Source organism: Dermatobacter hominis, from assembly GCF_020715685.1.
GTDB lineage: Bacteria > Actinomycetota > Acidimicrobiia > Acidimicrobiales > Microtrichaceae > Dermatobacter > Dermatobacter hominis.
This window is the reverse complement of the sequence record NZ_CP085840.1, coordinates 3,301,738-3,323,863: the sequence shown is the minus strand read 5'-3', so window position 1 is coordinate 3,323,863 and position 22,126 is coordinate 3,301,738. Positions and strand designations below refer to the sequence as shown.

Below are 22,126 nucleotides of genomic sequence, written 5' to 3'. Positions count from 1 at the left end.
GGAAGGAGGCCCTGGCCTCGCAGCGGCTCCGTCACCCGCCGCATCCGCGGCCCTGTCACAGGCCGTCGGTACGTTCGCCCCATGCGGTTCCTGCACACCTCCGACTGGCACCTCGGTCGCCAGTTCCACGGCGCATCGCTGCTCGACGAGCAGTCCGCCGCCGTGGACCGGATGGTGGAGCTGGCCGCGTCCGAACGGGTCGACGCCGTCCTGGTCGCCGGCGACCTCTACGACCGCGCCATCCCGGCCACCCCGGCCGTGGAGCTGCTCGACGAGGCGCTGCTGCGCCTCCGGGACACGGGCGCGGTGGTCGTCGCCATCAGCGGCAACCACGACTCCGCCAGCCGGGCCGGGTTCGGCGACCGCCTCATGTCGCGCGCCGGCGTCACCGTGCGTGCGGACGTGCGCCGCTTCGCCGAACCGGTGGTCGTGCCCCACGCCGACGGCGACGTCGTCGTCCACCCCGTGCCGTACCTGGACCCGGTCACGTTCGAGGCGGCGCACCCGTCGGACCCCGATCCGGGCGACGCCCCCGACGGCGCCGACCCCACGACCATCTCCGCCCGTCGGGGCACCCACCAGCAGACGCTGGGTCGAGCGGTGCGCGCGCTGCGGTCGGACCGGCGGCGCCGCAAGGGCCTGCGGTCCGTCGTGGTCGCCCACGCCTTCGTCGCCGGGACCGCGCCCCGCCTGGACGAGGCGCCGGTAGAGGTGTGCGACAGCGAACGCCAGCTGGCGGTCGGTGGCGCCGACCGCGTGGAGCCGTCGCTGTTCGACGGCTTCGACTACGTCGCGCTGGGCCACCTCCACGGCCACCAGTCGTGGGCCGACGAGCGCATCGCCTACTCGGGTTCGCCGCTGCGGTACTCCTTCTCCGAGGAGCACCACCGCAAGGGCGTGCGGATCGTCGACCTGTCGCCCGACGGCGGCCGCTCGGTCGAGTTCGTCGAGCTCGGCATCGGCCGACCGCTGCACACGGTCCGGGGCCGCCTCGACGACCTCCTGGTCGATCCCGCGCTGGACGCGCAGCGAGACGGTCGCATCCGGGCGGTGCTGACGGACCCGCACCTGCCCCACCAGGCCATGGCCCGCCTCCGCACGCGCTTCCCCCACGCCGCAGAGCTGGTCCACGAGCCACCCGAGCGCTCGCAGGCACCCGTCGTGCGCACCTCGCACGAGGTCCGGCGCCGCCAGCCGCTCGACCTGGCCCTCGACTTCCTGGCGGAGCAGTGGGACGAGGCGCCCGACCGGGCGGCCACCGCCGCGGTCCGCGACGCGGTGGTCGCCGTCGTCGGGAGCGAACGGTGAGACCTCGGCGGCTGGCGCTCGAGGGCATCGGCCCGTACGCCACGAGGACCCAGGTCGACTTCGACCGACTCGCCGCCGACGGCCTCTTCCTGATCCACGGGCCCACCGGCGCCGGCAAGACCTTCCTCCTCGACGCCATGTGCTTCGCGCTGTACGGGCAGGTGCCCGGGCTGCGCGGCCCGGGCGACCTCCGCTCCGACCACGCCGCGCCCGACCAGCCGACGGTCGCCGAGCTCGAGTTCGACGCACACGGCGATCGCTGGCGCATCGAGCGCTCACCGCAGTACGAGCGACCCAAGCTGCGCGGCACCGGCACCACGACCACCCAGCCCACCGCCCGCCTGTTCAAGCGCGAGGGCCGGGAGTGGAAGGAGATGGCCAACCGCACCACCGAGGTGAACCAGCAGGTCCTCGACCTCGTGGGACTGGACCACGTCCAGTTCGCGCGCGTGGTGCTGCTCCCGCAGGGCCAGTTCCAGCAGGTGCTGCAGCCCGCCACCGGGGACCAGCGCGAGCGCCTGCTCACGTCGCTGTTCGACACCGAGCTCTTCGGCGAGGTCGAGCGCTGGCTCGACGACCGGGCCCGTGCGGCGCGGGCCGCGGTGCAGGCCGACGACGAGCGGCTCTCGGGCCTCCGCCGGCAGGCGGGCGAGCGCTGGACCGAGGTCCTCCACGCCCACGGCCCCGACGGCGCGAGCGCCGGCCCGACCGACCCTGCTCCCGACCGTGCCGGCCGTCCTGCGGACCAGGCCGACCTGGACGCGCTGGTCACGGCCGCCGACACCTGGGCCACGAGGGCCCGATCGGCCGCGGAGGACGCGGAGCGGCGCCACGACGCCGCCAGGACCGCGCACGATCGGTTGGCGCTGGTCGGGCGCCGCTGGGAGCGCCGGCAGGAGCTCCGCGCCCAGGCCACCCGCCTCCGCGCCGAGTCGGACGCCGTCGACCGGCTCGCCGAGCAGCTCGCCGACGCCCGCAGGGCCGCGCCCGTCGCCCCCGGCCTGGCCATGGTGGAGACCGCCCGGCGGGCCGCCGCGGACGCAGCGTCCGCGCTGACCGGTGCAGGCCTGCACCTGGCGCGCGAGGTCGAGCGCTGCCCGGTCCGGCTCCCGGCGTCGATCGGGTCCGGCCACGGTGCGCCGGCCGTCCACCACCCCTCCGACGCCGCCGAGGACCTCGCGGTGCTCCGCGCCGAGCTCGCCCCGCTCGTCGACGTGGCTCGACGCCGGGACCAGCTCACCGCCGAGATCGACCGGCTCGAGCGCGCCGCGGACGGCCTGGACGGCGAGGCCGACCGGGCGGCGGAGCGCGCCCGTCAGGCTCGGCTCGCCGCCGATGACGCGACCGCCAGGCTGACCCGGTGCCGGGAGCTGGCGCTGCTCGCCGACGCCACCGCCACCGAGCTCGAGCGCGCCACGACGGTGGCCGCCGCCGCGACGGAGCTGGTGGCGGCGCGGGAACGCCACGAGCAGCGGGGGTCGGCGGTCACCGCCGCCACCGCCGCGCACCTCGATGCGAAGGCGCAGCACCTGACCGCCCGGGAGGCCTACCTCGACGGCATCGCCGCGCTGCTGGCCGCGGATCTGACCGACGGCTCGCCGTGTCCCGTGTGCGGTGCCGCCGAGCACCCGTCGCCCGCACGGGCCAGCACCGCGGTCGTCGACCGGGCCGAGGTCGACGACCTCGCCGCGGTCGAGGAGCGCGCCGCAGCGGCGCTGCGAACGGCCGAGGCGGCCGAACGGGACGCGAGCACCCGCGTCGCGCAGCTGCACGGTCGCGCCGGCGACGTCGACCCGGCGGCAGCGGCGGCCGCCGTCGTCGACCTCTCGACCCGCCTCGACGAGCAGCGCGGCGCCGCCGCACGGGTCGCCGAGCTCCAGGAGGAGATCGACGGGTCGGCCGTGCGGGCCGGTGCGGCCGAGTCCGAGGCCGGCGCGCTCCGGGAGCGGGCGGCCCAGGCCCGCCGCGCCGCCGACGCCCGCTCGGCCGAGCGCGACCTGCTGGCGGCCCGAGTCGTCGACGCGCTGGGGACCGATGCCGACCCCGCCGCCGCCGTGTCGTCGGTCGACGTCGTCGCCACGGCGCTCGCCGCGCTCGTCGCAGCCTCCACCGAGCGGGACCGCCGCGCCGACGCCGTGCGCCAAGCCGAGGAGCGCCTCGCCGTCGACGTCGCCGACGCCGGGTTCGACGACGTCGACTCGGCTGCGGCGGCGCTCCTGGATCCCGATCAGGTGGTGCGCCTGGAGCGCGTGATCGGCGAGCACCGGGAGGAGCTCACGCGCACCACCGCGCTCCTCCAGACCGAGGAGCTCGCCGACCTACCCGACGACCGACCTGCCGTCGAGGCGGCGGCTGCGGCCCTCCAGGACGCCACGGCGCGCCGGACGATCGCCTCGGCCACCTCGACCGCTGTGCAGGACGCGGCCGAGGCCATCAGGGGTTGGGCCGACGCCCACCGCCGTCTCGACTCGGAGGCGGCCGGGCGACGGGAGCGCGCCGAGCTCCTTCGCCGGGTCTCGGACACGGTCGGGGGGCGATCAGGGGATCGCGTGTCGCTCCGGCGGTGGGTCCTGGCCGCCTACCTCGAGGACATCTGCGAGCTCGCGAACCGCCGCCTCACCGTGATGACCGGTGGGCGCTACACGCTGCACGTGCACCGCACGGGCTCCGGGCGCAACCGGCTCGCCGGGCTGGACCTCCGCGTCCACGATGCCCACACCGGCGAGCGGCGGGACGTGTCGACGTTGTCCGGCGGCGAGACGTTCCAGGCGTCGCTGGCGCTGGCGCTCGCCGTCGCCGACGCCGTCCAGCAGCACTCCGGCGGCGTGCACCTGGACGCGCTGTTCATCGACGAGGGCTTCGGGACGCTCGACGCCGATGCGCTCGAGCTGGCGATGGACGAGCTCGACGCCCTCCGGGCCGGCGGTCGCATGGTCGGGGTGATCAGCCACGTCGGCACCATGCAGGAGCGGATCCGCACGGGCATCCGGGTCGTGCCCACCGAGAGCGGGTCGACCGTCGAGGTCGGCCGGGTCAGCTGACCCCAGCCGACGCACCGTCAGCCGAGCAGCCCCGTCATCCGAGCAGCACCGCCCGCACCCGGTCCCGGTGGAAGTCGGCGTCGCCGTAGCGGGCGGCCAGGGCCCACGACCGCTTCATGAAGAGGTGCAGGTCGTACTCCACCGTGTAGCCGATCGCGCCGTGGCACTGCAGCGACGCGTCCGCCGCAGCCTGCGCCGCCTCGGAGGCCCGGGCCTTGGCCATCGACACGTGCACCGGCGCCTCGGGATCGCCGTGCGCCAGCGAGTTGGCGGCCCGCAGGACCAGCGGCTCGGCGAACGCCACGGCCAGCGCCGCATCGGCGAGGTGGTGCTTGACCGCCTGGAACGATCCGATCGGCACGCCGAACTGCTTGCGCTCCGTCGCGTAGCCGACCGTCAGGTCGAGCATGCGCTCCCCCAGCCCGACGAGCTGCGCCGCGGCGCCGAGGGCGGCCCGGTCGAACGCCTGCGTCACGGCGGGCGACCCGTCCTCGCCGCCGACCAGCACGGTCGCCTCGGTCGGCTCCCACGCCACCGAGCACAGCGCCCGGGCGCCGTCGACCGACTCGACCGGGGTGAGCGTCACGTCGGACGACGGCAGCTCGTGCACCTCGCCGCGATCGCACATCAGGAACACGTCGGCCGAGGCCGCGGCCGGCAGGTAGGGCGAGCCGGGGAAGCCGACCAGCACGGTGGCCGACCCTTCGGCGATCCGGCCGAGCAGGCCCTCGGCCGAGGCACCGCCGTGGTCCCGCAGGAGCCCGGCCGCCACGTAGGCCGTCGACGACACGGGGTCGGGCAGACCGGCCCGGCCGCACTCGACGAGCAGCGGCACGAGATCCTCGTCGGTCATGCCCAGGCCGCCGGCGGACTCGGGGACCATCACCCCGAGCACGCCCATCTCGGCGAGGGCGTCCCACGCGGCGCGGACGCGACCGTCACCGCCTCCCGGCACCTCGCCGACCTGCTCGCGCCACGCGGCCTTCACGGCCTCGGGCGGACAGGTGTCGGCCAGCAGCGCGCGCACCGCGTCGCGGAAGTCGGTCTGGTCCTCGGTCAGTGCGAAGCGCATGTGGTGGTGGCCCTCTACTTCCTGGGAAGACCCAGGACTCGTTCCGCGATGATGTTGCGCTGGATCTCGTTGGTGCCGGCGTAGATCGGCCCCGACAACGCGAACTCGTAGCCCTTCATCCACGGGCCGTCGAGCTCCGCCTCGCTGCCCAGCAGGTCGAGCGCGGCGCGGTGCAGGCGGATGTCGAGCTCGGACCAGAAGACCTTGTTGAAGCTCGAGCGTGCGCCGGGCGAGCGGCCCTCGACGATCCCGGTGACGTCGCCCAGCGTGTAGAGGGCGTAGGCCTCGGCATCGATCCACGCGTCGACCACCCGGTCGCCGAGCCGCTCGGTCAGGCGGCCGGAGCCGTCGACCTGGCGGGCGAGGTCGAGCAGGCGGGAGGCGGTGGCGCGGAACCGGCCCGGGGACCGGAGCGTCAGCCCGCGCTCCGATGTCGTGGTGGCCATCGCCACGCCCCAGCCCTGGTCGATCCCGCCGAGGGTGCCGCCGCGCGCCATCACGGCGACGGCGTCCTCGGCCGGCGCGCCCTCGTCGGGGTTGTCGGGCACGAACACCTCGTCGAGGAACACCTCGGCGAAGCCCTCGTCGCCGTCGAGTCGGCCGAACCCGCGCACGGTCACGCCGTCCGCGTCGAGCGGGACGAGGAAGTAGGTCAGGCCCCGGTGCCGCTCCGCTTCGCCGTCCGTGCGGAAGAGCCCGAACAGGTGCGTGCAGAACGCACCGCGCGTCGTCCACGTCTTCTGGCCGGTGAGGCGCCAGCCGCCCGCCTCGTCGTCGCGCACGGCGCGGGACGTGATGCCGGCGAGGTCGGAGCCGGCGTTCGGCTCGGACCAGCCCTGGCACCACAGGTCCTCGGCGGCCGACATCCGGGGCAGGTAGTGGTCGCGCTGGGCCTGCGTGCCGAACTCGAAGATCGTCGGGGCGAGCAGGAAGATGCCGTTCTGGGTGACGCGCTGCGGCGCCCCCACCCGGTAGTACTCCTCCTCGAAGATCAGCCACTCCCACAGGGAGGCGTCGCGACCGCCGTAGGCCTCGGGCCACGACACCACCGCCCAGCGGGCGGCGTGCAGCGCCCTCTCCCACTCGAGGTGGGCGGCGAAGCCCTCCTGCGTGTCGCCGGAGGGCAGCGCCGGCGTGGGCACGTGCTCGGCGAGCCAGGTGCGGCACTCCTGCCGGAAGGCCTCCTCCGACTCGCTCCAGGTGAGGTCCATGCGGCCAGTCTGCCCCGGCACCTGACGACCCGTCAGATCCTGAGGCCGTCCCGCTCCCCCGACCGGGGGCCTCCCGCAGCCCTCCGGTCGCCGTGCCTCGCATGGGCCGAACGACCCGGCGCGGTGCGACAGAGTTCACGTCCACCTCCCAGGGCGCCGATGGAGTACCGGGAGCATGGAACCGACCGACCCCCCACCCCGAGGCGCTGACGACGCCGGGCACGGCGACCGCGGTGACGCCGGACGCGCCGCCGCGCCCGCCCGGCGCGCCCGGCGGGGCGGCTCCTCGAACCCGGTCCCGCCCGGGGTCCTCGCCATCTCGGCCGCCTTCGTGATCGCCGCCGCGGTCGGCGTCGCCTGGCCGGACATCGCGACCGAGCTGAGGGTGCACGGCGTCGACCGACCCGACCGGATCATCCACCTCGTCGGGGCGCTGATCCTGCTCGCTGCGGCCGTCATGCTCGCCGTGGGCGCCGCGCACAGCACCGGCCGCCGCCGGATCGGGCTCGGGACCATCGCCACCGGTGCCGGGCTCCTGTCGATCGGCACCGCGGCGATGACCCTCGGCGCCGCCCCCACGGTGGGCGTCATCACCGCAGGTGGCCTCACGGTGCTGCAGGTCCTCGGCGTCGTGCTCCTGATCGCCGGCGTGGTCGCGATGCCGTCGAACGCCTCCTGGGGCACGATCGCCCTGGTCGACGCCGGGCTCGCGGTGACCACGGCACTGGCCCTGACGTGGCTGGCACCGCTGCGGGTCGGCACCGGGCCCGACGCCGGGCCGCTCGACGTCGCGCAGCGCCAGCCGACCGCCCTGCTGCTCGTCGTCCTCACCCTCGGTGGGGTGATCTACCTCGTCCGCGTCGTGCAGGCCCCCGGCCCGGGCGACATGGCGATCGTCGTGGCCGTCCTCCTCATCCCCTCGGCCTTCTACACGTCGGTCGTCGGCCAGAGCGCCGGCCCGGGCGCCGTGGCGTTCCGCGGTTCGGTGCTGTGGTGGCTGTGCGGGCCGGGCGTCCTCGCCATCGCCGGGTTCCAGGCCATGCGGGCACGGTCCCGGCCCGCGGCGATCGACCCGGAGCAGGCCGACACCCGGCGCGCCACCCGAGCCGAGTGGGTGGCCGTCATCGCCATGCTGCTCACGCTGGGGGCCGTCGCCACCCACCGGCTGTTCATCGACTCGCTCGACCCGGTGCTCCTCGCCCTGGGCGTGGTGGCGGTGCTGCTGTCGACGTTCCGGCTCACCGTGCTCCAGCGCGAGCAGGTGGCGCTGCAGCAGCGCCTGGGAGCGCTGGCGCTCGAGCTCCACGAGCGGGCGCGCACCGACGAGCTCACCGGGCTCGGCAACCGCGCCGCCCTCGTCGAGGCGCTCGACCGCCTCATGTCCGAGGGCGCGCCGGTGCACGTGTTCTACGCCGACGTGGACGACTTCAAGACCGTCAACGACGCGCTGGGCCACGAGACCGGCGACCGGTTGCTCGTGCTGACCGCCCACCGCCTCACCGACGTGTTCGGGCCGTCGACCTACCGGGTCGGCGGCGACGAGTTCGTCGCCGTGCACCCGGACCTCAGCCCGGCCGACGCGGCCGACCTGGCACGCAGCATCGTCGCGATCACCGCCGAGCCGGTCGACATCGACGGCGTGGCGGTGTCGGCGCGCCTGAGCATCGGCGTGGCCCACTCCGGTCCGGCCCCCGACGGCGGTGCCCCCCGCAACGGCGACGAGCTGCTGCGCATGGCGGACCTCGCGCTCAACCGGGCGAAGGAGCTCGGGCGCGCCCGGGCGTGCAGCTACGACGCCTGGCTGCAGGACCGCGCCGACCGCCGGCTGATCGTGCAGCAGGGCCTGCGCCGCGCCGTGGACCGCGACGAGTTCGAGGTCCGGTACCGGCCGGTGGTCGACCTCGAGACCGGCGATCTCCTCGCGGCCGAGGCGGTCGTGCGTTGGGAGACGCCGGACCGACACCTGCTGCTGCCGACGGAGTACTTCGAGATCGCAGCCGACACCGGCCTGGTCCCGGCGATCAGCCGGTCCAACCTGCGCCTCGCCGCCGCGCCGTGGCTGTCGACCGACCCGCCCGACGTCCCGCTGTCGATCAGCCTGACGCTGCCCGAGCTCGTCCACGGCGGGCTCGTCGACGACCTCGACCACCTCCTCGGCTCGATCCCCCGGTCGTCGCTCCGGCTGCAGATCCCGGAGTCCGCGCTGATGGACCCGGTCTCGCAGCCGTCGGTCGACCGGCTGGTCGAGCGCCAGTACGGCATCTGCGTGCGGGACTTCGGCACCGCCGCCTCGTCGCTCCGCCGCCTCAGCCGGCTGCCCGAGCCGTCCATCCGCATCGACCGGTCCTTCGTCGCCGGCCTCAACCACCGCGTCGCCGACCGGCTCATCCTCGAGGCGGTCGTCGGCATCGGCGCCGAGCTCCGGGTGCAGATCACGGCGGACGGCGTGACCCAGCCCGGCCAGGCGACGTTGCTCCGCGAGCTCGGCATCCGTCGGGCCCAGGGCTGGCTGTTCGGCCGCCCGAGCGGCTGGCCCGACTTCGTCCGGCAGCACCTGCGGCCGGAGCGCGAGCGCAGCCCGCTCGAGTGGCGACCGGGGACGACCACCGCCGCCCACGACGCACCGATGGCCGGGAGCGACCGATGAGCGCCACCGTCACACCGACCCCGACGACCGCGGCCCCGACGACCGCGGCGCCGACCGGGGCGGGCGTTCCCGTCGCCGACGGCGCGATGGTCGTGCGGCGACGTCGGCCGCTCGTGATCTCGGCCATCGCCATCGGCGCGGTGTCGCTGCTCGCGGTGCCGCTGCTCGACCTGCTCGGGCTCGGTCTCTCGACCGACGCGGTGGCCGGGCTCCGCATCGGCGCCGACATCGTCGCGTCGGCGATCGCGGCCGTGCTGCTCGGCATCACCGCGCACCGCCGCCGGGGCAGCGACCGCTGGGTCTGGGGGCTGTTCGCGACCGGTGCGGGAGGGTGGTGCATCGGCTCCGCGATCTGGGCCGTCTACCTCGCCACCGGCAGCGAGCTGCCCGCGCCCAGCCCGGCCGACGCGTTCTACCTGCTGCTGCCGATCTGCTGGTGCGCCGCCGGCGTCGTGCGGTCCGACCGCAATGATCAGGGAAGGACCGACCGGACGTCGCGCGTCGTCGACGTGATCGACAGCACGACGGTCGGGCTGTCGTTCCTGCTCGTGCTGTGGATCGTCGTGTTCCGAGTCAGCGGGGTCGGGGTCGAGGACAAGTCGGCGCTCGTCACGACGGTGTACCCAGTGGCGGAGTCGGTGGCGCTGACGCTCCTGGTGCGCACGATGGCCCGCAACACCGCGGACCGCCGGGCCTTCGTGCTCCTGACCGCCGGGGTCGCCGTGTACGCGGCCGGCGACGTCGCCTACCTGCTGGTGACGCAGACCTTCGACCTGAGCGAGTCGGTCCCGACGCTGGTCGACACGGCGTGGATCACCGGGTTCGCCCTCCTCGGCGGCGCGGCCTGGATCGCGATGGGCGGGCGCGAGCCGCCCCGCCCGCGCCCGAACCACCAGCGCAACGGCGTCTTCCCGGCCGTGATGGGCGGCGTCGCCGCGGTGGTCGCGCTGATCGACCTGACGCAGACCGACGGCGCGACGTGGACCGTCGCCACCCTCGTGCTGATCATGGTCCTGCTGCTCGCCCGGCAGTCGCTCACGCTCGCCGAGAACAGGCGGCTGTCGACCGACCTCGTGTCGAGCGTCCGCGGGCTCGAGCACCAGGCCAGCCACGACGCCCTGACCGGCCTGCCCAACCGCGAGCACCTCGTCCAGCGGCTGCAGGGGTTGATCGACAGCGCAGGCGCCTCGACGCGGTCCGCCGTGATGTTCCTCGACATCGACCTGCTCAAGCCGGTCAACGACTCGCTCGGTCACGCCAAGGGCGACCAGCTCATCCGCACGGTCGCCGACCGCCTGCGGGCCCGTTGGGGCGAGGACGTCGTGCGCTTCGGCGGCGACGAGTTCGTGGTGCTGGTCCGACGTGCCGGTTCGCTGGCCGACATCGAGCGCCAGGCGGAGCGGCTCGTGGAGGACATGCGACGGCCGTTCGCGACCGGCGGGGCGACGCTGCAGCCGTCGGTGTCGGTCGGCGTGGCGCTGGTCGAGGACGGCATCACGCCCGACGAGCTCCTCCGCCGGTCCGACATCGCGCTGTACCACGCCAAGTCCCAGGGCCGGGGCCGGTGGGCGCGCTTCGCCGACTCGATGGACGACTCGAGCGGGCGACGGGTGCGCATCGCGCCGGAGCTCCGCCGGGCGCTCGACGAGGACGAGTTCGAGCTCCACTACCAGCCGGTCGTGGAGCTGGCGACGGGCCGCATCCTCACGGTGGAGGCGCTGCTGCGCTGGCGGCACCCCGAGGAGGGGCTGCTGACGCCGGACCGCTTCCTGGCCGAGGCCGACGCGCTCGGCCTGCTCGCGCCGCTCGGGCGCCGGTCGCTGGTCGAGGCCGCCACGCGCTTCGCCGAGGTCAACGCCCGCGACATCGGCCATCCGGTGCGCGTCACGGTCAACCTGTCGGCCGGCGAGCTCGGGTCGGAGGTGCTGCTCAACGTCGACGAGGCCCTCGCCCGCAGCGGGCTCGACCCGTCGCTGCTAGTTCTCGAGATCACCGAGGACGTGATCATCGACGACTCGGTCCGCCGCACGCTCGGCGAGCTGCGCGCCCGGGGCGTCGGCATCGCGATCGACGACTTCGGGACCGGCAACTCGTCCCTGCGCCAGCTGGGCGACTACCCGGCCTCGGTGCTCAAGATCGACCGCAGCTTCGTCGACGGCATCGGTCGGGCCGACGACGCCTTCATCGTGCGGACGGTGGTCGACCTGGCCGACAAGCTCGGGCTGGCGACCGTCGGCGAGGGCGTCGAGACGCTGGAGCAGGCCCGGCTACTGCAGGCGCTCGGCTGCGTCCACGGCCAGGGCTGGCTCTTCGACCGGGCCGTGCCGTTCGACGTGCTCGAGCGGCGCTGGCTGCAGGGCGCGCCGTCGACCGAGCGGGCGCTGCGGATCCTCCACCGGCTCCCGGAGGAGCGGTCGGACGTCGTCGAGCGGTCGGACGGAGGAGCGCCGCCCGCGCTCAGCCGGCCGAACCGGTCGAGTCCGGACCGGGCGAGCACAGGCGCCTGAGCACCGCGTCGGCCTCGTCCATGATCCGCTCGAGCAGCTCGGCGACCGTGGGCAGCTCGTCGATCACGCCCACGACCTGACCCGTCGGCAGGATGCCGACCTCGGCGTCGCCGTCGACCACGGAGGCCTTGGTCATCATGGGCGCGTTGGCGGCCAGCGCGACCTGGGCCCAGGTGAGCTCCTGGTCCTTGCGCATCTGCACCCCCGTGCGCAGCAGGTCGGGCACGGAGACGCCCGCCTGCTTGGAGAACCGCAGCGCGTTGCCCGCCGCCCGCGGGAAGCGCATGAGGCCCGGCGACCGCTCGAGCGCGTCGATCATCGCCGTGCGGATCACGCGCTGGGGCGCCCCGTCGATCGCGGTGGTGACCACGGTCCCGGTGAGCGGCGTCTGCAGGTAGATCGCCTTCACGTGGTCCGGCACGTGGCTCTCCTGGGTCAGCAGGAACCGGGTGCCCATGGCGACGCCGTCGGCGCCCCAGGCCAGCGCGGCGGCCAGGCCGCGGCCGTCGGAGAACCCGCCGGCGGCCAGCACCACCACGTCGGTGCCCGCCACGCCGTCGACGACCTGGGGCACGAGCAGCGAGGTCGGCACGGATCCGGTGTGGCCGCCACCCTCACCGCCCTGTGCGATCACCGCGCTCACGCCCAGCTCGGCGACCTTCTCGGCGTGGCGCTTGGCCCCGACGGTCACGATCGTCGTGACGCCCGCGTCCCGGAGCCGGTGCACCTGCTCCGGCCGCGGCGCGGCCGCGAAGCTCGCCACCCGGACGCCCTCGGAGATGATCAGCCCGATCCGATCGGCGGCGTCGGGCTGGTTCGGCAGGAGGTTCACGCCGAACGGCCGGTCGGTCCGCGACGCCACCTTGGCGATCGCGGCCCGCAGCTCGTCGAGCGTCATCGTCGCCGACGCGAGGATGCCGAGCCCGCCCGCCGCCGAGGTGGCGGCGGTCAGCCGGGCGCCCGACACCCAGCCCATGCCGGTCTGCACGAGCGGGTAGCGCACACCGAGCAGCGCCGCCGCACGGGTGCCCAGAGCGGGGTGCCGGCCATCGGCCGCAGCAGGTCCGGGGGCGGCGTCCTGGTCGCTCACTCGTCGGGCACCTCGGTGAAGCGGAGGCCGTCGGGGTCGATGCGCTCGAGCTCCTCGACCTCGATGCCCTCGGGACCGCGGGTCGTCGGCACGTCGTCGGGCACCTGGAGCTCGAAGCCCGTGGCGGCCACGACCTCGTCGACCGTCACGCCGGGGTGCACGGAGGCGAGGCGCATCGTGGGCACCTCGCCGTCGGCGGCCGGTGCGAAGTCGAGCACGGCGAGGTTCGACACGACGCGGCGGATCTCGTGGAACCGCGACGAGGTCGGGCCCAGCGCGGCGGCACGGTCGTAGCCGATCCCGCACACGACGTCGACGGCCGGCACGAAGACCTTGGCCGAGTGGTTCGGCACCCAGTAGCTCGTCGTGTGGTTGATCGTGTTGCCCGGCGCGCCGCGGAACCCGAGCAGCTGGGACCGGGGCTGGGCCCAGTCGCCGATCGCGGCGATGTTCTGGTTGCCGAAGCGGTCGACCTGCGTGGCGCCCATCATCACGTGGCGCCGGCCGTGCCACAGCAGCCCGAACATCTCGCGGTACGGGTTCCACCGGCCGATCACGCGCTGGGCCTGGCGGTCGGGCTCGGCGAGGCCGACCGGCGGGACGTTGTCGATCAGCGTGTAGTAGCCGTCGGTCAGCGCGAGGTGCGGCTCGAAGGTGGCGGCGGCGAGCCGCCCACCGATCAGCGGCAGGTTGCCGATCGGGTTGCAGAGGCGCTCGCCGTCGCCGCGGAAGGTCTCCGCGATGGCGACGGCGCAGACGTCGGCCCTCCTGGGATCGCTCACTGGTCGGCCTCCTTCGCTGCGAGCTCGCGGACGTGGGCCCGGTACGTCTCGTCGTCCACCTGCAGGAACTGGGCCGAGAACTCGTCCCAGGACTCGTCGGAGCGGGCGGTGGCCGCGTAGCGGCGCTGGAACGCCTCGTCGCGCCCGTAGTCGGGCAGGCACTCGGTGAAGTGGGCGCCGCCGGGCGCCTCGACCACGCCGGTGACGTCGAGCCGGGAGATGCTGCGGTGCGTGATGTCGGTGCCGGCGCCGAGCTCCTCGGTCGGGACGACGGCCTCGCACGACACGAACGAGCGGTCGGCGGCCCGGACCATCAGGTCGTCGAAGAACGGGTCCTCCCCGAGCCAGACGGCGTTGCCCGAGGCGTCGGCCCGGTGCTGGTGGACGAGTGCCACGTCGAGGTGCAGGGCCGGGGCGGCGATCAGCTCCTCGTGCTCACCGGAGACCGGGTCCGGGTACGGCGAGCGCACGGTCGTGATGTGCGGCATGCGGATCGGCACGTCGGAGCCGAGCCCGGCCCGGGTGGGCAGGAACGGCAGGCGCCACGCCGCGGCCTGGATGCCCAGGAGGAACATGCCCTCGTCGAGCTCGACCGCCTCGATCGAGCCGGACTGGCGCGCCGCCCGGTAGTGGGGCTCGAGCGGGATCGAGTCGAGCGACACGAACCCCGAGACCACCTTCGACGCCTTGCCGCTCCGGCACAGCAGCCCCACGTCGGGTCCGCCGTAGGCGACGACAGTCAGGTCCGTCAGGTCGGAGCGCAGGATCGCCCGCAGCAGCGACATGGGCTTGCGGCGGCTCCCCCACCCCCCCATGCCGATGGTCATGCCGGAGCGGAGCTCCGCGACAACCTCGTCCTCGGTGCACCTCTTGTCCGGTCCTGGCACGCCTCGCGCTCCTTCGCCTGGGACCCGTCCCCCGCCGTTCGACCGGCGGGCCGGGTCCGACGCCCGTGATCTGACGCAGCGTCAGATCATCGACCGTACCCGGACCGCCCGCCTGAGAACGAACCGTGGCGCCGCGGGCCCCACTGCACGTCACCAGGCCCCGACCGGTAGCGTCGACGGGGTTCGCCGGCGCCCGGGACCGATCCTGGTACGCCGCCATCCACCACCCGACGAGGGGTTCCCACATGTCCCGCCGACGCACCTTGTTCCTGCCGCTCATCGCACTGATGGCGGTGTTCGCGCTCGTCGCCGGCGCCTGCGGCGGCGACGACAAGGCCGACGACGAGGCGGGGAGCAAGAAGAAGACGACGACCACGACCGAGAAGGCGACCGACACCACGGAGGAGGGCGACGTCACCACGACCACCGTGAGCGACGCCGACTTCGAGACCGCGGTCGACGAGGCCAAGACCCAGCTCGCCGAGGCCGGCGACGACCCCTGCAAGGTGATCGAGCAGTTCCGGACGCTGGGCACCTCCATCGCCAACCCGTCCAACGCCGCGCAGCGGGAGCAGGCGACCGGGCTCGCCGTCGCCTTCTACCTCGCGCTGGCCGACGCCGCACCCGCCGAGCTCTCGGCCGAGGCGGACCAGATCCGCGCCACCGTCGAGAAGATCGAGGACGAGGGCAAGGAGAAGGGCTACACCGAGGAGTTCCTGAGCAAGCCCGAGTCGGTCGACGAGGCGTTCAACGACAACACCAACAAGATCCTGACCGCCTTCACCACGCAGTGCGGATCGACCCCCTCCACCGCCGCCCCGTGAGCCGCGTCGCCACCACCCCGCGCCGCACGCTGGCCGTCGCGGCGGTCCTGCTCACCGCGGTCGCGCTGACCGTCGGGGCGTGCTCGTCGGACGACGACGCATCGCCCCGGTCGTCCTCGTCCGTGACGACGACCAGCGTGCCGACGCCGTCGACGGTGTCCGACGCCGACTTCGAGTCGCAGGCCACGACGGCGGAGCTGATGATCCGCAACGCCGGCAGCGATGCGTGCGCGGTCCTCAGGGCGTTCGCCCCGGCGTCGAGCCTGCCCTCACCGATCAACCCGACGCAGACCGAGCGCGGTGTGCGGGTCATCGTGGAGCTGTTCAACACGGCCGCCGCCAGCGCGCCGCCCGAGGCGGCCGCCGATGCGGCCGTCCTGCGCCAGGCCGGGGCGGACCTCGCGGCCGAGGGCGCGGCTGCCGGGTGGGCGCCGAACTGGCTCATGCAGAACCCGAAGGCGCTCACGACGCCGGAGTTCATCCAGGCGTTCACGAACTACCAGTCCGCCGTCGGCACGACCTGCGGCCCCACGACGACCGCCCCGTGATCACCGGCCGCTGATCACCGGCCGCCGGCGGAGCACGGCGGCGCCGACCGGGCGAGCGCTCAGGACGAGTAGTCGGCGTCGCGCTTCTCGACGAACGCGTCCCGTGCCTCGTCGCTCACGCCGGTGAGGTTCAGCTCGAACGTGAAGCCCTGCTCGAACCGGTAGCTCCGGTTGACGTCCACGGGATCGATCCCGTTCAACGACTCCTTGGCCCGCCGGATCACGGAGCGGCTCTTCGTGCAGATCTTCTCGGCGATCTCGAACGCGGCCGACCGCAGCTCGTCCTTCGGCACGACCCGGCTCACCGACCCCCACGCGGCCAGGAGCGACACGTCGATCGGCTCCGCCGTGTACACCATCTCCCGCATGCGGTGCTGGGGCACGAGCCGGGCGAGGTGCGTCGCCGCCCCAAGGGCGCCCTGGTTCACCTCGGGCAGGCCGAACCGCGTGCCCTCGGCGGCCACGATGACGTCCGCGTTGCCCACGAGCCCGATGCCGCCGCCGAGGCAGAAGTCGTGCACGGCTGCGATCACGGGGACCTCGCACTCGTAGACCGCCTTGAACGCGGCGTAGCAGCCGCGGTTGGCACCGACCAGCGCGTCGAAGCCCTCGGTGGACTGCATCTCCTTGATGTCCACCCCGGCGTTGAAGCCCTTCCCCTCCGCCCGCAGCACCACGGCGCCGACCTGGGGATCGCGGCCGGCCTGCGTGACGACGTCGGCCAGCTCGTACCAGCCGGCGACCGTCAGCGCGTTGACCGGCGGGTTGTCCATGACGATCTCGGCGATGCCGTCGGAAGAGCTCAGGGTGATGGTCACGGCGCCCGACGGTACCGACTCACCCGCCCGCGGGCGACCCGACGGCGAGCTCGGCGAGCGCCGCGAGCAGCACGGGGTCCGAGAGGTACGAGCCGTGACCGGTCCGCGACGTGGGCAGCGTCGGCACGGTGCCGACCGGGTCCTCCCCGTAGAGCCCGGGGACCCGTCCCGCGACCATGCCGATGGGATCGCCCGGCGCCCGGACGGCGACGAGCACCGCTCCCGCGGCCCGGATCGCCCCGGTCCCGCCGGGGACACCGACGCCCGGGGACCCGAGCTGCACGACGACGTCGGCGCCGCCGCCGGGTGCAGCCCGTCCTGCGACGATCCCGCCGTAGCTGTGGCCGACCAGGGTGATCCGCGCCGCGCCGCCGCGCCGGAGCGATCGCACCTCGTCGGCGAGGAGCGCGGCGCCGTGTCCGGCAGGGGCGACTTCGACGCCCTGGGCCACGACGTCGGGCGGGTCGTAGCCGAGCCACGACACGACGGCGACCGACGACGGGTCGTCGACCCGGTCGGCCACGGCGGCCCACACCCGCTCGGCGTCGCCCAGCAGCCGGGCCCGGTCGCCGCGGTCGGTGCCGACGCCCGGGACCAGCACCACGACCACCGAGGCACCCGCCACGCCCACTCGCTGCACCAGGCGCCCGCCGGCGCCGGCGAGGTCCACCCGCACCGCGACCGCCGGGCCGGGCCTCGACGCGCGGCGCTGCCCCACTGCGGCGCGCGTCAACGCCGACGCGCACCCGTCGAGCGCGGCCGCGGCGCGCCGGCGCTGCGCCGCCGCGTCGTCGAGCAGGGCCACGGCCGAGTCGGCGTCGGGGCCGTGCCACGACCGGAGCGCCGATGCCCCGGGCGCGGTCGACCGCCAGGACGGGGCCGACGAGAGCCGCGCGGCCGCGGCCCGCAGCTCGGTCGCGAGGTCGTCGAGCGCCGCGGCGTCGGCCCCCAGCCTCCCGTCGCCCGCTCCCGTCACCGGCGCGACGGTAGGAGGCGCCCCGGCCGACCGTCACCGGGGACCGCTCCCCCGCCTCGGGTACCGTCGGCGCCGTGACCGCGACCGCCAACGCCGCCCCGTTCGACGACCCGACCGACGAGCTCGACCACACCGGACGGGTCGTCGTGATCACGGGCGGCACCAAGGGCATCGGCCGGGTGCTGGTCGAGCGCTTCCTCGGGTGGGGCGCCGAGGTGGTCACGTGCGGCCGCTCCGAGCCCGAGGACCTCCCGTCGGCCGGCGGGAGGACCGCCACCTTCGTCGCGGCCGACATCCGCGACCCCGACCAGGCCTTTGCCGTCGTCGACGCCGCGGCCGAGCGCCACGGCCGGGTCGACGTCGCGATCAACAACGCCGGCGGGGCCCCGGAGGTGGACGCCGCGACCGCGTCCCCCCGGTTCAGCGAGGCGATCGTCCGCCTGAACCTCATGGCCCCCCTCCACATCGCGCAGCGGGCCAACCACCACATGCAGGCCGGCGACGGCGGAGTGATCGTCAACATCGCCTCGGTGTCGGGCGTCCGACCGTCGCCCGGGTCGGCGGCCTACGGCGCGGCCAAGGCCGGCCTCATCAGCCTCACGTCGACGCTCGCGGTGGAGTGGGCGCCCAAGGTGCGGGTGGTCGGGATCATCGCCGGCATGATCGCCACCGAGCAGGCCGAGCTGTACTACGGCGACGCGGAGTCCCAGGCCCGGGTGGCGGCGACCGTGCCGATCGGGCGGCTCGGCGTCCCCGACGACCTGGCGCAGGCCTGCCGGTGGCTGTCGTCGCCGCTCGCCGGCTACGTGACCGGGTCGTCGGTGTGGCTCCACGGCGGCGGCGAGCGGCCGGCGTTCCAGGCCGCCGTCCAGGGCGGCTGACCGGACCGGGACCACCGCCGGCCCGACCCCCGGCCGCGGCGCCGGTCGTCGGCTCGGTCGGGGCCGGGTCCGCGTCGGGCGAGCGCGGCGTTCCTACGCTGGTCCGATCGCAGCGATCACCGCAGCTCGCCGGCGCCGCCCGACGCGCCCGTCGCGGATGCGGTCGTCCGCGCCCCTGCTCGCGGTCGTCGCGCTCCTGGTGCTCGGCACCACCGCGTGCTCGGACCTCGGCGGCGACGCCGACGCGACCGTCCGCCTCGACGCGACGGATCGCAGCCAGGCGCTCCGGCTGCGCCAGGACGTCCTGCAGCAGGCGGCCACCTGGGGCGGGGTGCGCGTCGGCGAGCAGACCGCCGAGCAGGAGGGCGACATCACGCTCACGTTCTCGCTGCCGGGCCGGAACCTGGACACGGCGCTGGGCAACATCGGCACGCTCGACGCCGAGCGCCGGTCGACCTCGATCGACGTCGACCGCGAGGACGTCGACCGGACGGCCACGACCGTGGCGGGCACGCCGGCGGAGGGGTCCGACGGCCAGATCACCCTGCGGGTCGAGATCGCCTCGGAGCCCGAGGCGGGGACGGGCGCGCTGCTGCGGCTCGTCATGGCCGTCTTCAGCGTGATCGGCATGGTCGCCACGGCGCTGTGGGTGGCGAACGCGTGGAAGCGTCGGTTCGGGCGGAGCGAGGAGCCGCGCCCGCCCCGCAACATCGACCTGAGCGACCCTCCCACCGAGGAGACGCCCCGGGTCCCCCGCGCGCCCTGGAACTGACGGGACCTCGCGACCGGAGGGATCCTCGGGTCGCCCGCCCTGTGCCCCGGCCTCAGGCGCGCAGGCCGAGGGCCCCCGCCAGCTCGTTCCACTCCGGCAGCGGCAGGTGCGCCATGTCGGGGTGCAGCACCTGGATGCACACGTGGTCGGCGCCGGCATCGAGGTGCGCCTGCACCCGCCGGAGGGCGTCGTCGACCGTGCCCCACGCCACGATCGCGTCGACCAGCCGGTCCGACCCGCCGTCGGCCACCTCGTCGGGCCCGTAGCCGAGTCGGGCGAGGTTGTTCGTGTAGTTCGGCGCCTTGAGGTACGCCTCCATGTGCCGGCGGGCCGTGGCCCGGGCCGAGGAGGGATCGGTGTCGAGCACCACCATCTGCTCGACCGCGAGCAGCGCCTCGGGGCCCATGGTCGCCCGGGCGATGGCGGTGTGCTCGGGCGGCACGAAGTACGGGTGGGCGCCGGCGGTCCGCTCGGCGGCGAGCCGCAGCATCCGCGGCCCGAGGGCGGCGAGCACCATCCGTGCCGGCGGGTCGCCGGTCGGCGCGAAGAACCGGGCCTTGGCCATGGCGTCGAGGTACTCGACCATCCCCGAGTACGGCTTCGAGTAGTCGTGCTTGCGCACCCACGACACGAGGTGCTCGTGGCTGACGCCGAGGCCGAGCAGGAAGCGCCCGGGGAACGCCTCGTTCAGCGTCTGCATGGCGGCGTTGCAGGCGAGCGGGTCGCGCCCGTACCGGTTCACGATCCCGGTCGCGACCTTGATCCGCCGGGACGCCTGGAGCAGCAGCGCGGCGTGCACGAACGGCTCGCGGAACACCGTCTCGGGGATCCACACGGCGCCGAACCCGAGCTCCTCGAGCTCTGCGACCGCCTCGCCCGCGACCGCCGAGGGCTGCGCGTCGAGCGCGCCGGTCCAGATGCCGTAGGTGCCGATGTCGATGGCCGGGTCCTGCACGTGGGCGCTCCTTCGATGGCCGCAGCGGGTCAGGGATCGATGAAGTTCAGGATCGATGGGGTTCAGGGATCGATGTAGAGGAAGCCGAACGCCTCGTCGCGGACGTCGAGGCCGGCGGCGGCCAGGGCGGGCGACCAGTCGCCGCCCACCGCCGGGTCGCTCTCCTCCATCCCGTGGTCCGCGCAGAGGAACACGGTGGTGCGCTCCCGGACGCCGCGGCGCTCGAGGGCGGCGAGGACCTCGCCGATCCGGCCGTCGGTGTCGCGGATCGAGGCCCGGGCGATCTCGGAGTGCGGCCCGCCCTCGTGGAACGCCGAGTCGGTCAGCGCGTAGTTCACCCAGAGGAACCGCGGCATCGGGTACTCCGTCCCGAGGTACGACCCGGAGATGATCCCGACCGCCTGCTCGGTGCCGTGGTGGTCGACCTGCGTGAAGAGCGCGTAGTCCTTCACCGGCCGCACGAACATCTCGGAGCTGTGCGGCAGCCCGTCGGCGGTCCGGGGGAAGTCGACCATGCGAACGCCCCGGCGCATGAGGTCGAACGTCGAGAAGCTCGCGCCGTGGTCGGCCGGCTCGTTGACCGACGCCGTGAACGCGCCGGGTTCGGTGCGCTGCACCGCGAGGTGGATGCTGTCGGTGCCCGGCAGGAGCGCGTCCATGGCAGTGGCCCAGGTCTCGGGCGAGTTCGTGATGACCTGCTCGCGCCGAGACCGGTCCCACCACGCGTTGTGCAGGATCCCGTGGTGCCCGGGGTGCCGTCCGGTGATGACCGTCGTGTGGTTCGGCAACGTGACGGTCGGCAGCGACGACACGATCCCGTCGCGCAGCGCCGTGCCCCGGGCCAGCAGGCCGGCGATGTTCGGGGCGTCGCCGGCCGCCACCGCGTCGAGGAGGACGTTCGGGTTGCAGCCGTCGAGCAGGAACCCGACCACGTGCTCGGGGCCCTCCCCCGCGTCGATCGCCGCACGGTCGAGCACCCCCTCGATGGGCCGGCCGTCGGCGCCCTCGAGCACCGACGGATCGCGACCGAGCAGGGCGAGCACGGTCGGGGCGATGTCGACCATCTGCGCGGCGACGCCGCCGACCACGCCGTCGGCGCGGGCGCCCGGTCCGCTGATGAGGAACGGCGCCCGGCACTGCACGGCCCCGAGCGACCCGTGCTCACCGATGTGGCCGCCCTGGTCCGCCCAGTGGTGCGCCGCGGTGTGCACGACGCACACGTCGGGGGCGTTCGGGTGGTCGAACAGCTGGGCGACCTGCTCGTAGGCGAACGGGTAGGCGTTGGCGGTGCGGTCGGGGAACCGGTGGGCGAGCTCGGCGTCGAGGCCGGCGAACCGATCGAGGGACTGGTCGCCCAGCGGGTTGCGACCGTCGACCGACTCGACGGTGAACGTCCAGCCCCGGGCGGGGCCCGGACCGTCGGGCCCACCGTCGGGGTCGTGGCGGCGGAAGCGGACCGAGCCGTCGACCGCGTGGGCCTCGTACGCGCCGTCCCGGCGGACGAGGGCCATCTCGACGATCGGGGCCAGCGACGGATCGACCAGGGTGGCGAGCGCGGCGTCCAGGTTCGACATCACCCGAACGTACCCCGGTGCTCGGCTCGGCCGCTCCGCCGAGCCGGGTGGTCGAGGAGCGACGGGACCGGGCCCCGGACGCGGCTCCGGGCGGGATCCCGGTCAGCGCCGAGAGCCCGCCCGAAGGGGGACAGTCCCTCCCCGTCCGACCGAGCGCCCGGGAAGACCCGGTCCAGCCGAACGGACTCCATCCGTCCCGTCGTGGCGATGGGGCAACCTCCACGACTCCGTTG

Annotated in this window: 17 protein-coding genes; 8 read left to right on the top strand and 9 right to left on the bottom strand. The window is 74.7% G+C overall.

Annotation, left to right across the window (positions count from 1 at the left end; genetic code table 11):
- Window positions 1-81: 81 nt before the first annotated feature.
- The gene (locus LH044_RS15640; RefSeq protein WP_227756519.1) at window positions 82-1,308 is read left to right on the top strand and encodes an exonuclease SbcCD subunit D; all 1,227 of its coding nucleotides are present in this window, start codon (window positions 82-84) and stop codon (window positions 1,306-1,308) included.
- Window positions 1,305-4,349: an AAA family ATPase gene (locus LH044_RS15635; RefSeq protein WP_227756518.1), complete on the top strand. Its 3,045-nt coding sequence runs from the start codon at window positions 1,305-1,307 to the stop codon at window positions 4,347-4,349. The genes LH044_RS15640 and LH044_RS15635 overlap by 4 nt, the downstream gene beginning before the upstream one ends.
- Window positions 4,350-4,383: 34 nt before the next feature.
- On the opposite strand, the gene LH044_RS15630 is transcribed toward LH044_RS15635, so the two are convergent.
- Window positions 4,384-5,421, bottom strand: a complete 1,038-nt coding sequence (locus LH044_RS15630; RefSeq protein ID WP_227756517.1) for an acyl-CoA dehydrogenase family protein — start codon at window positions 5,419-5,421, stop codon at window positions 4,384-4,386.
- Window positions 5,422-5,435: 14 nt separating this feature from the next.
- Window positions 5,436-6,632, bottom strand: coding sequence for an acyl-CoA dehydrogenase family protein (locus LH044_RS15625; protein WP_227756516.1), 1,197 nt, complete (start codon window positions 6,630-6,632; stop codon window positions 5,436-5,438).
- A gap of 175 nt (window positions 6,633-6,807) precedes the next feature.
- Between LH044_RS15625 and LH044_RS15620 the strand changes: the two genes are divergently transcribed.
- Both LH044_RS15620 and LH044_RS15615 read left to right on the top strand, forming a co-directional pair.
- Complete coding sequence (locus LH044_RS15620) at window positions 6,808-9,279, top strand: putative bifunctional diguanylate cyclase/phosphodiesterase (RefSeq protein ID WP_227756515.1); 2,472 nt, start codon at window positions 6,808-6,810, stop codon at window positions 9,277-9,279.
- Complete coding sequence (locus LH044_RS15615) at window positions 9,276-11,786, top strand: putative bifunctional diguanylate cyclase/phosphodiesterase (RefSeq protein ID WP_227756514.1); 2,511 nt, start codon at window positions 9,276-9,278, stop codon at window positions 11,784-11,786. Before LH044_RS15620 ends, LH044_RS15615 begins: the two co-directional genes overlap by 4 nt.
- Here LH044_RS15615 and LH044_RS15610 read toward each other — a convergent pair.
- The 3 genes from LH044_RS15610 to LH044_RS15600 are packed head-to-tail and all read right to left on the bottom strand — an operon-like array spanning window position 11,737 to window position 14,545.
- Complete coding sequence (locus LH044_RS15610; RefSeq protein ID WP_227756513.1) at window positions 11,737-12,876, bottom strand: NAD(P)H-dependent flavin oxidoreductase; 1,140 nt, start codon at window positions 12,874-12,876, stop codon at window positions 11,737-11,739. The genes LH044_RS15615 and LH044_RS15610 overlap by 50 nt on opposite strands.
- On the bottom strand, window positions 12,873-13,658 hold the full coding sequence (locus LH044_RS15605; protein WP_227756512.1) for a CoA-transferase subunit beta: 786 nt from the start codon (window positions 13,656-13,658) through the stop codon (window positions 12,873-12,875). Before LH044_RS15605 ends, LH044_RS15610 begins: the two co-directional genes overlap by 4 nt.
- The gene (locus tag LH044_RS15600) at window positions 13,655-14,545 is read right to left on the bottom strand and encodes a CoA transferase subunit A (protein WP_227756511.1); all 891 of its coding nucleotides are present in this window, start codon (window positions 14,543-14,545) and stop codon (window positions 13,655-13,657) included. The genes LH044_RS15605 and LH044_RS15600 overlap by 4 nt, the downstream gene beginning before the upstream one ends.
- A gap of 245 nt (window positions 14,546-14,790) precedes the next feature.
- Between LH044_RS15600 and LH044_RS15595 the strand changes: the two genes are divergently transcribed.
- Both LH044_RS15595 and LH044_RS15590 read left to right on the top strand, forming a co-directional pair.
- Window positions 14,791-15,369: a hypothetical protein gene (locus LH044_RS15595; protein WP_227756510.1), complete on the top strand. Its 579-nt coding sequence runs from the start codon at window positions 14,791-14,793 to the stop codon at window positions 15,367-15,369.
- On the top strand, window positions 15,366-15,917 hold the full coding sequence (locus LH044_RS15590) for a hypothetical protein (RefSeq protein WP_227756509.1): 552 nt from the start codon (window positions 15,366-15,368) through the stop codon (window positions 15,915-15,917). The genes LH044_RS15595 and LH044_RS15590 overlap by 4 nt, the downstream gene beginning before the upstream one ends.
- Window positions 15,918-15,976: 59 nt before the next feature.
- Here the strand turns inward: LH044_RS15590 and LH044_RS15585 are convergent, their stop codons facing one another.
- The gene (locus LH044_RS15585) at window positions 15,977-16,735 is read right to left on the bottom strand and encodes an enoyl-CoA hydratase family protein (protein ID WP_227756508.1); all 759 of its coding nucleotides are present in this window, start codon (window positions 16,733-16,735) and stop codon (window positions 15,977-15,979) included.
- Window positions 16,736-16,754: 19 nt separating this feature from the next.
- Complete coding sequence (locus LH044_RS15580) at window positions 16,755-17,711, bottom strand: alpha/beta hydrolase (RefSeq protein ID WP_227756507.1); 957 nt, start codon at window positions 17,709-17,711, stop codon at window positions 16,755-16,757.
- A gap of 74 nt (window positions 17,712-17,785) precedes the next feature.
- Between LH044_RS15580 and LH044_RS15575 the strand changes: the two genes are divergently transcribed.
- Window positions 17,786-18,592: an SDR family oxidoreductase gene (locus LH044_RS15575; protein WP_227756506.1), complete on the top strand. Its 807-nt coding sequence runs from the start codon at window positions 17,786-17,788 to the stop codon at window positions 18,590-18,592.
- Window positions 18,593-18,749: 157 nt separating this feature from the next.
- Window positions 18,750-19,364 carry a hypothetical protein gene (locus LH044_RS15570; protein ID WP_227756505.1) on the top strand — a complete coding sequence of 205 codons (615 nt, stop codon included), beginning with the start codon at window positions 18,750-18,752 and terminating at the stop codon, window positions 19,362-19,364.
- Window positions 19,365-19,416: 52 nt separating this feature from the next.
- Here LH044_RS15570 and LH044_RS15565 read toward each other — a convergent pair whose 3' ends face one another.
- Both LH044_RS15565 and LH044_RS15560 read right to left on the bottom strand, forming a co-directional pair.
- A complete protein-coding gene (locus tag LH044_RS15565) occupies window positions 19,417-20,319 on the bottom strand; it encodes an LLM class F420-dependent oxidoreductase (protein WP_227756504.1) in 903 nt (300 codons plus the stop codon).
- Window positions 20,320-20,381: 62 nt separating this feature from the next.
- Window positions 20,382-21,893: an alkaline phosphatase family protein gene (locus LH044_RS15560; protein ID WP_227756503.1), complete on the bottom strand. Its 1,512-nt coding sequence runs from the start codon at window positions 21,891-21,893 to the stop codon at window positions 20,382-20,384.
- Window positions 21,894-22,126 lie beyond the last annotated feature (233 nt).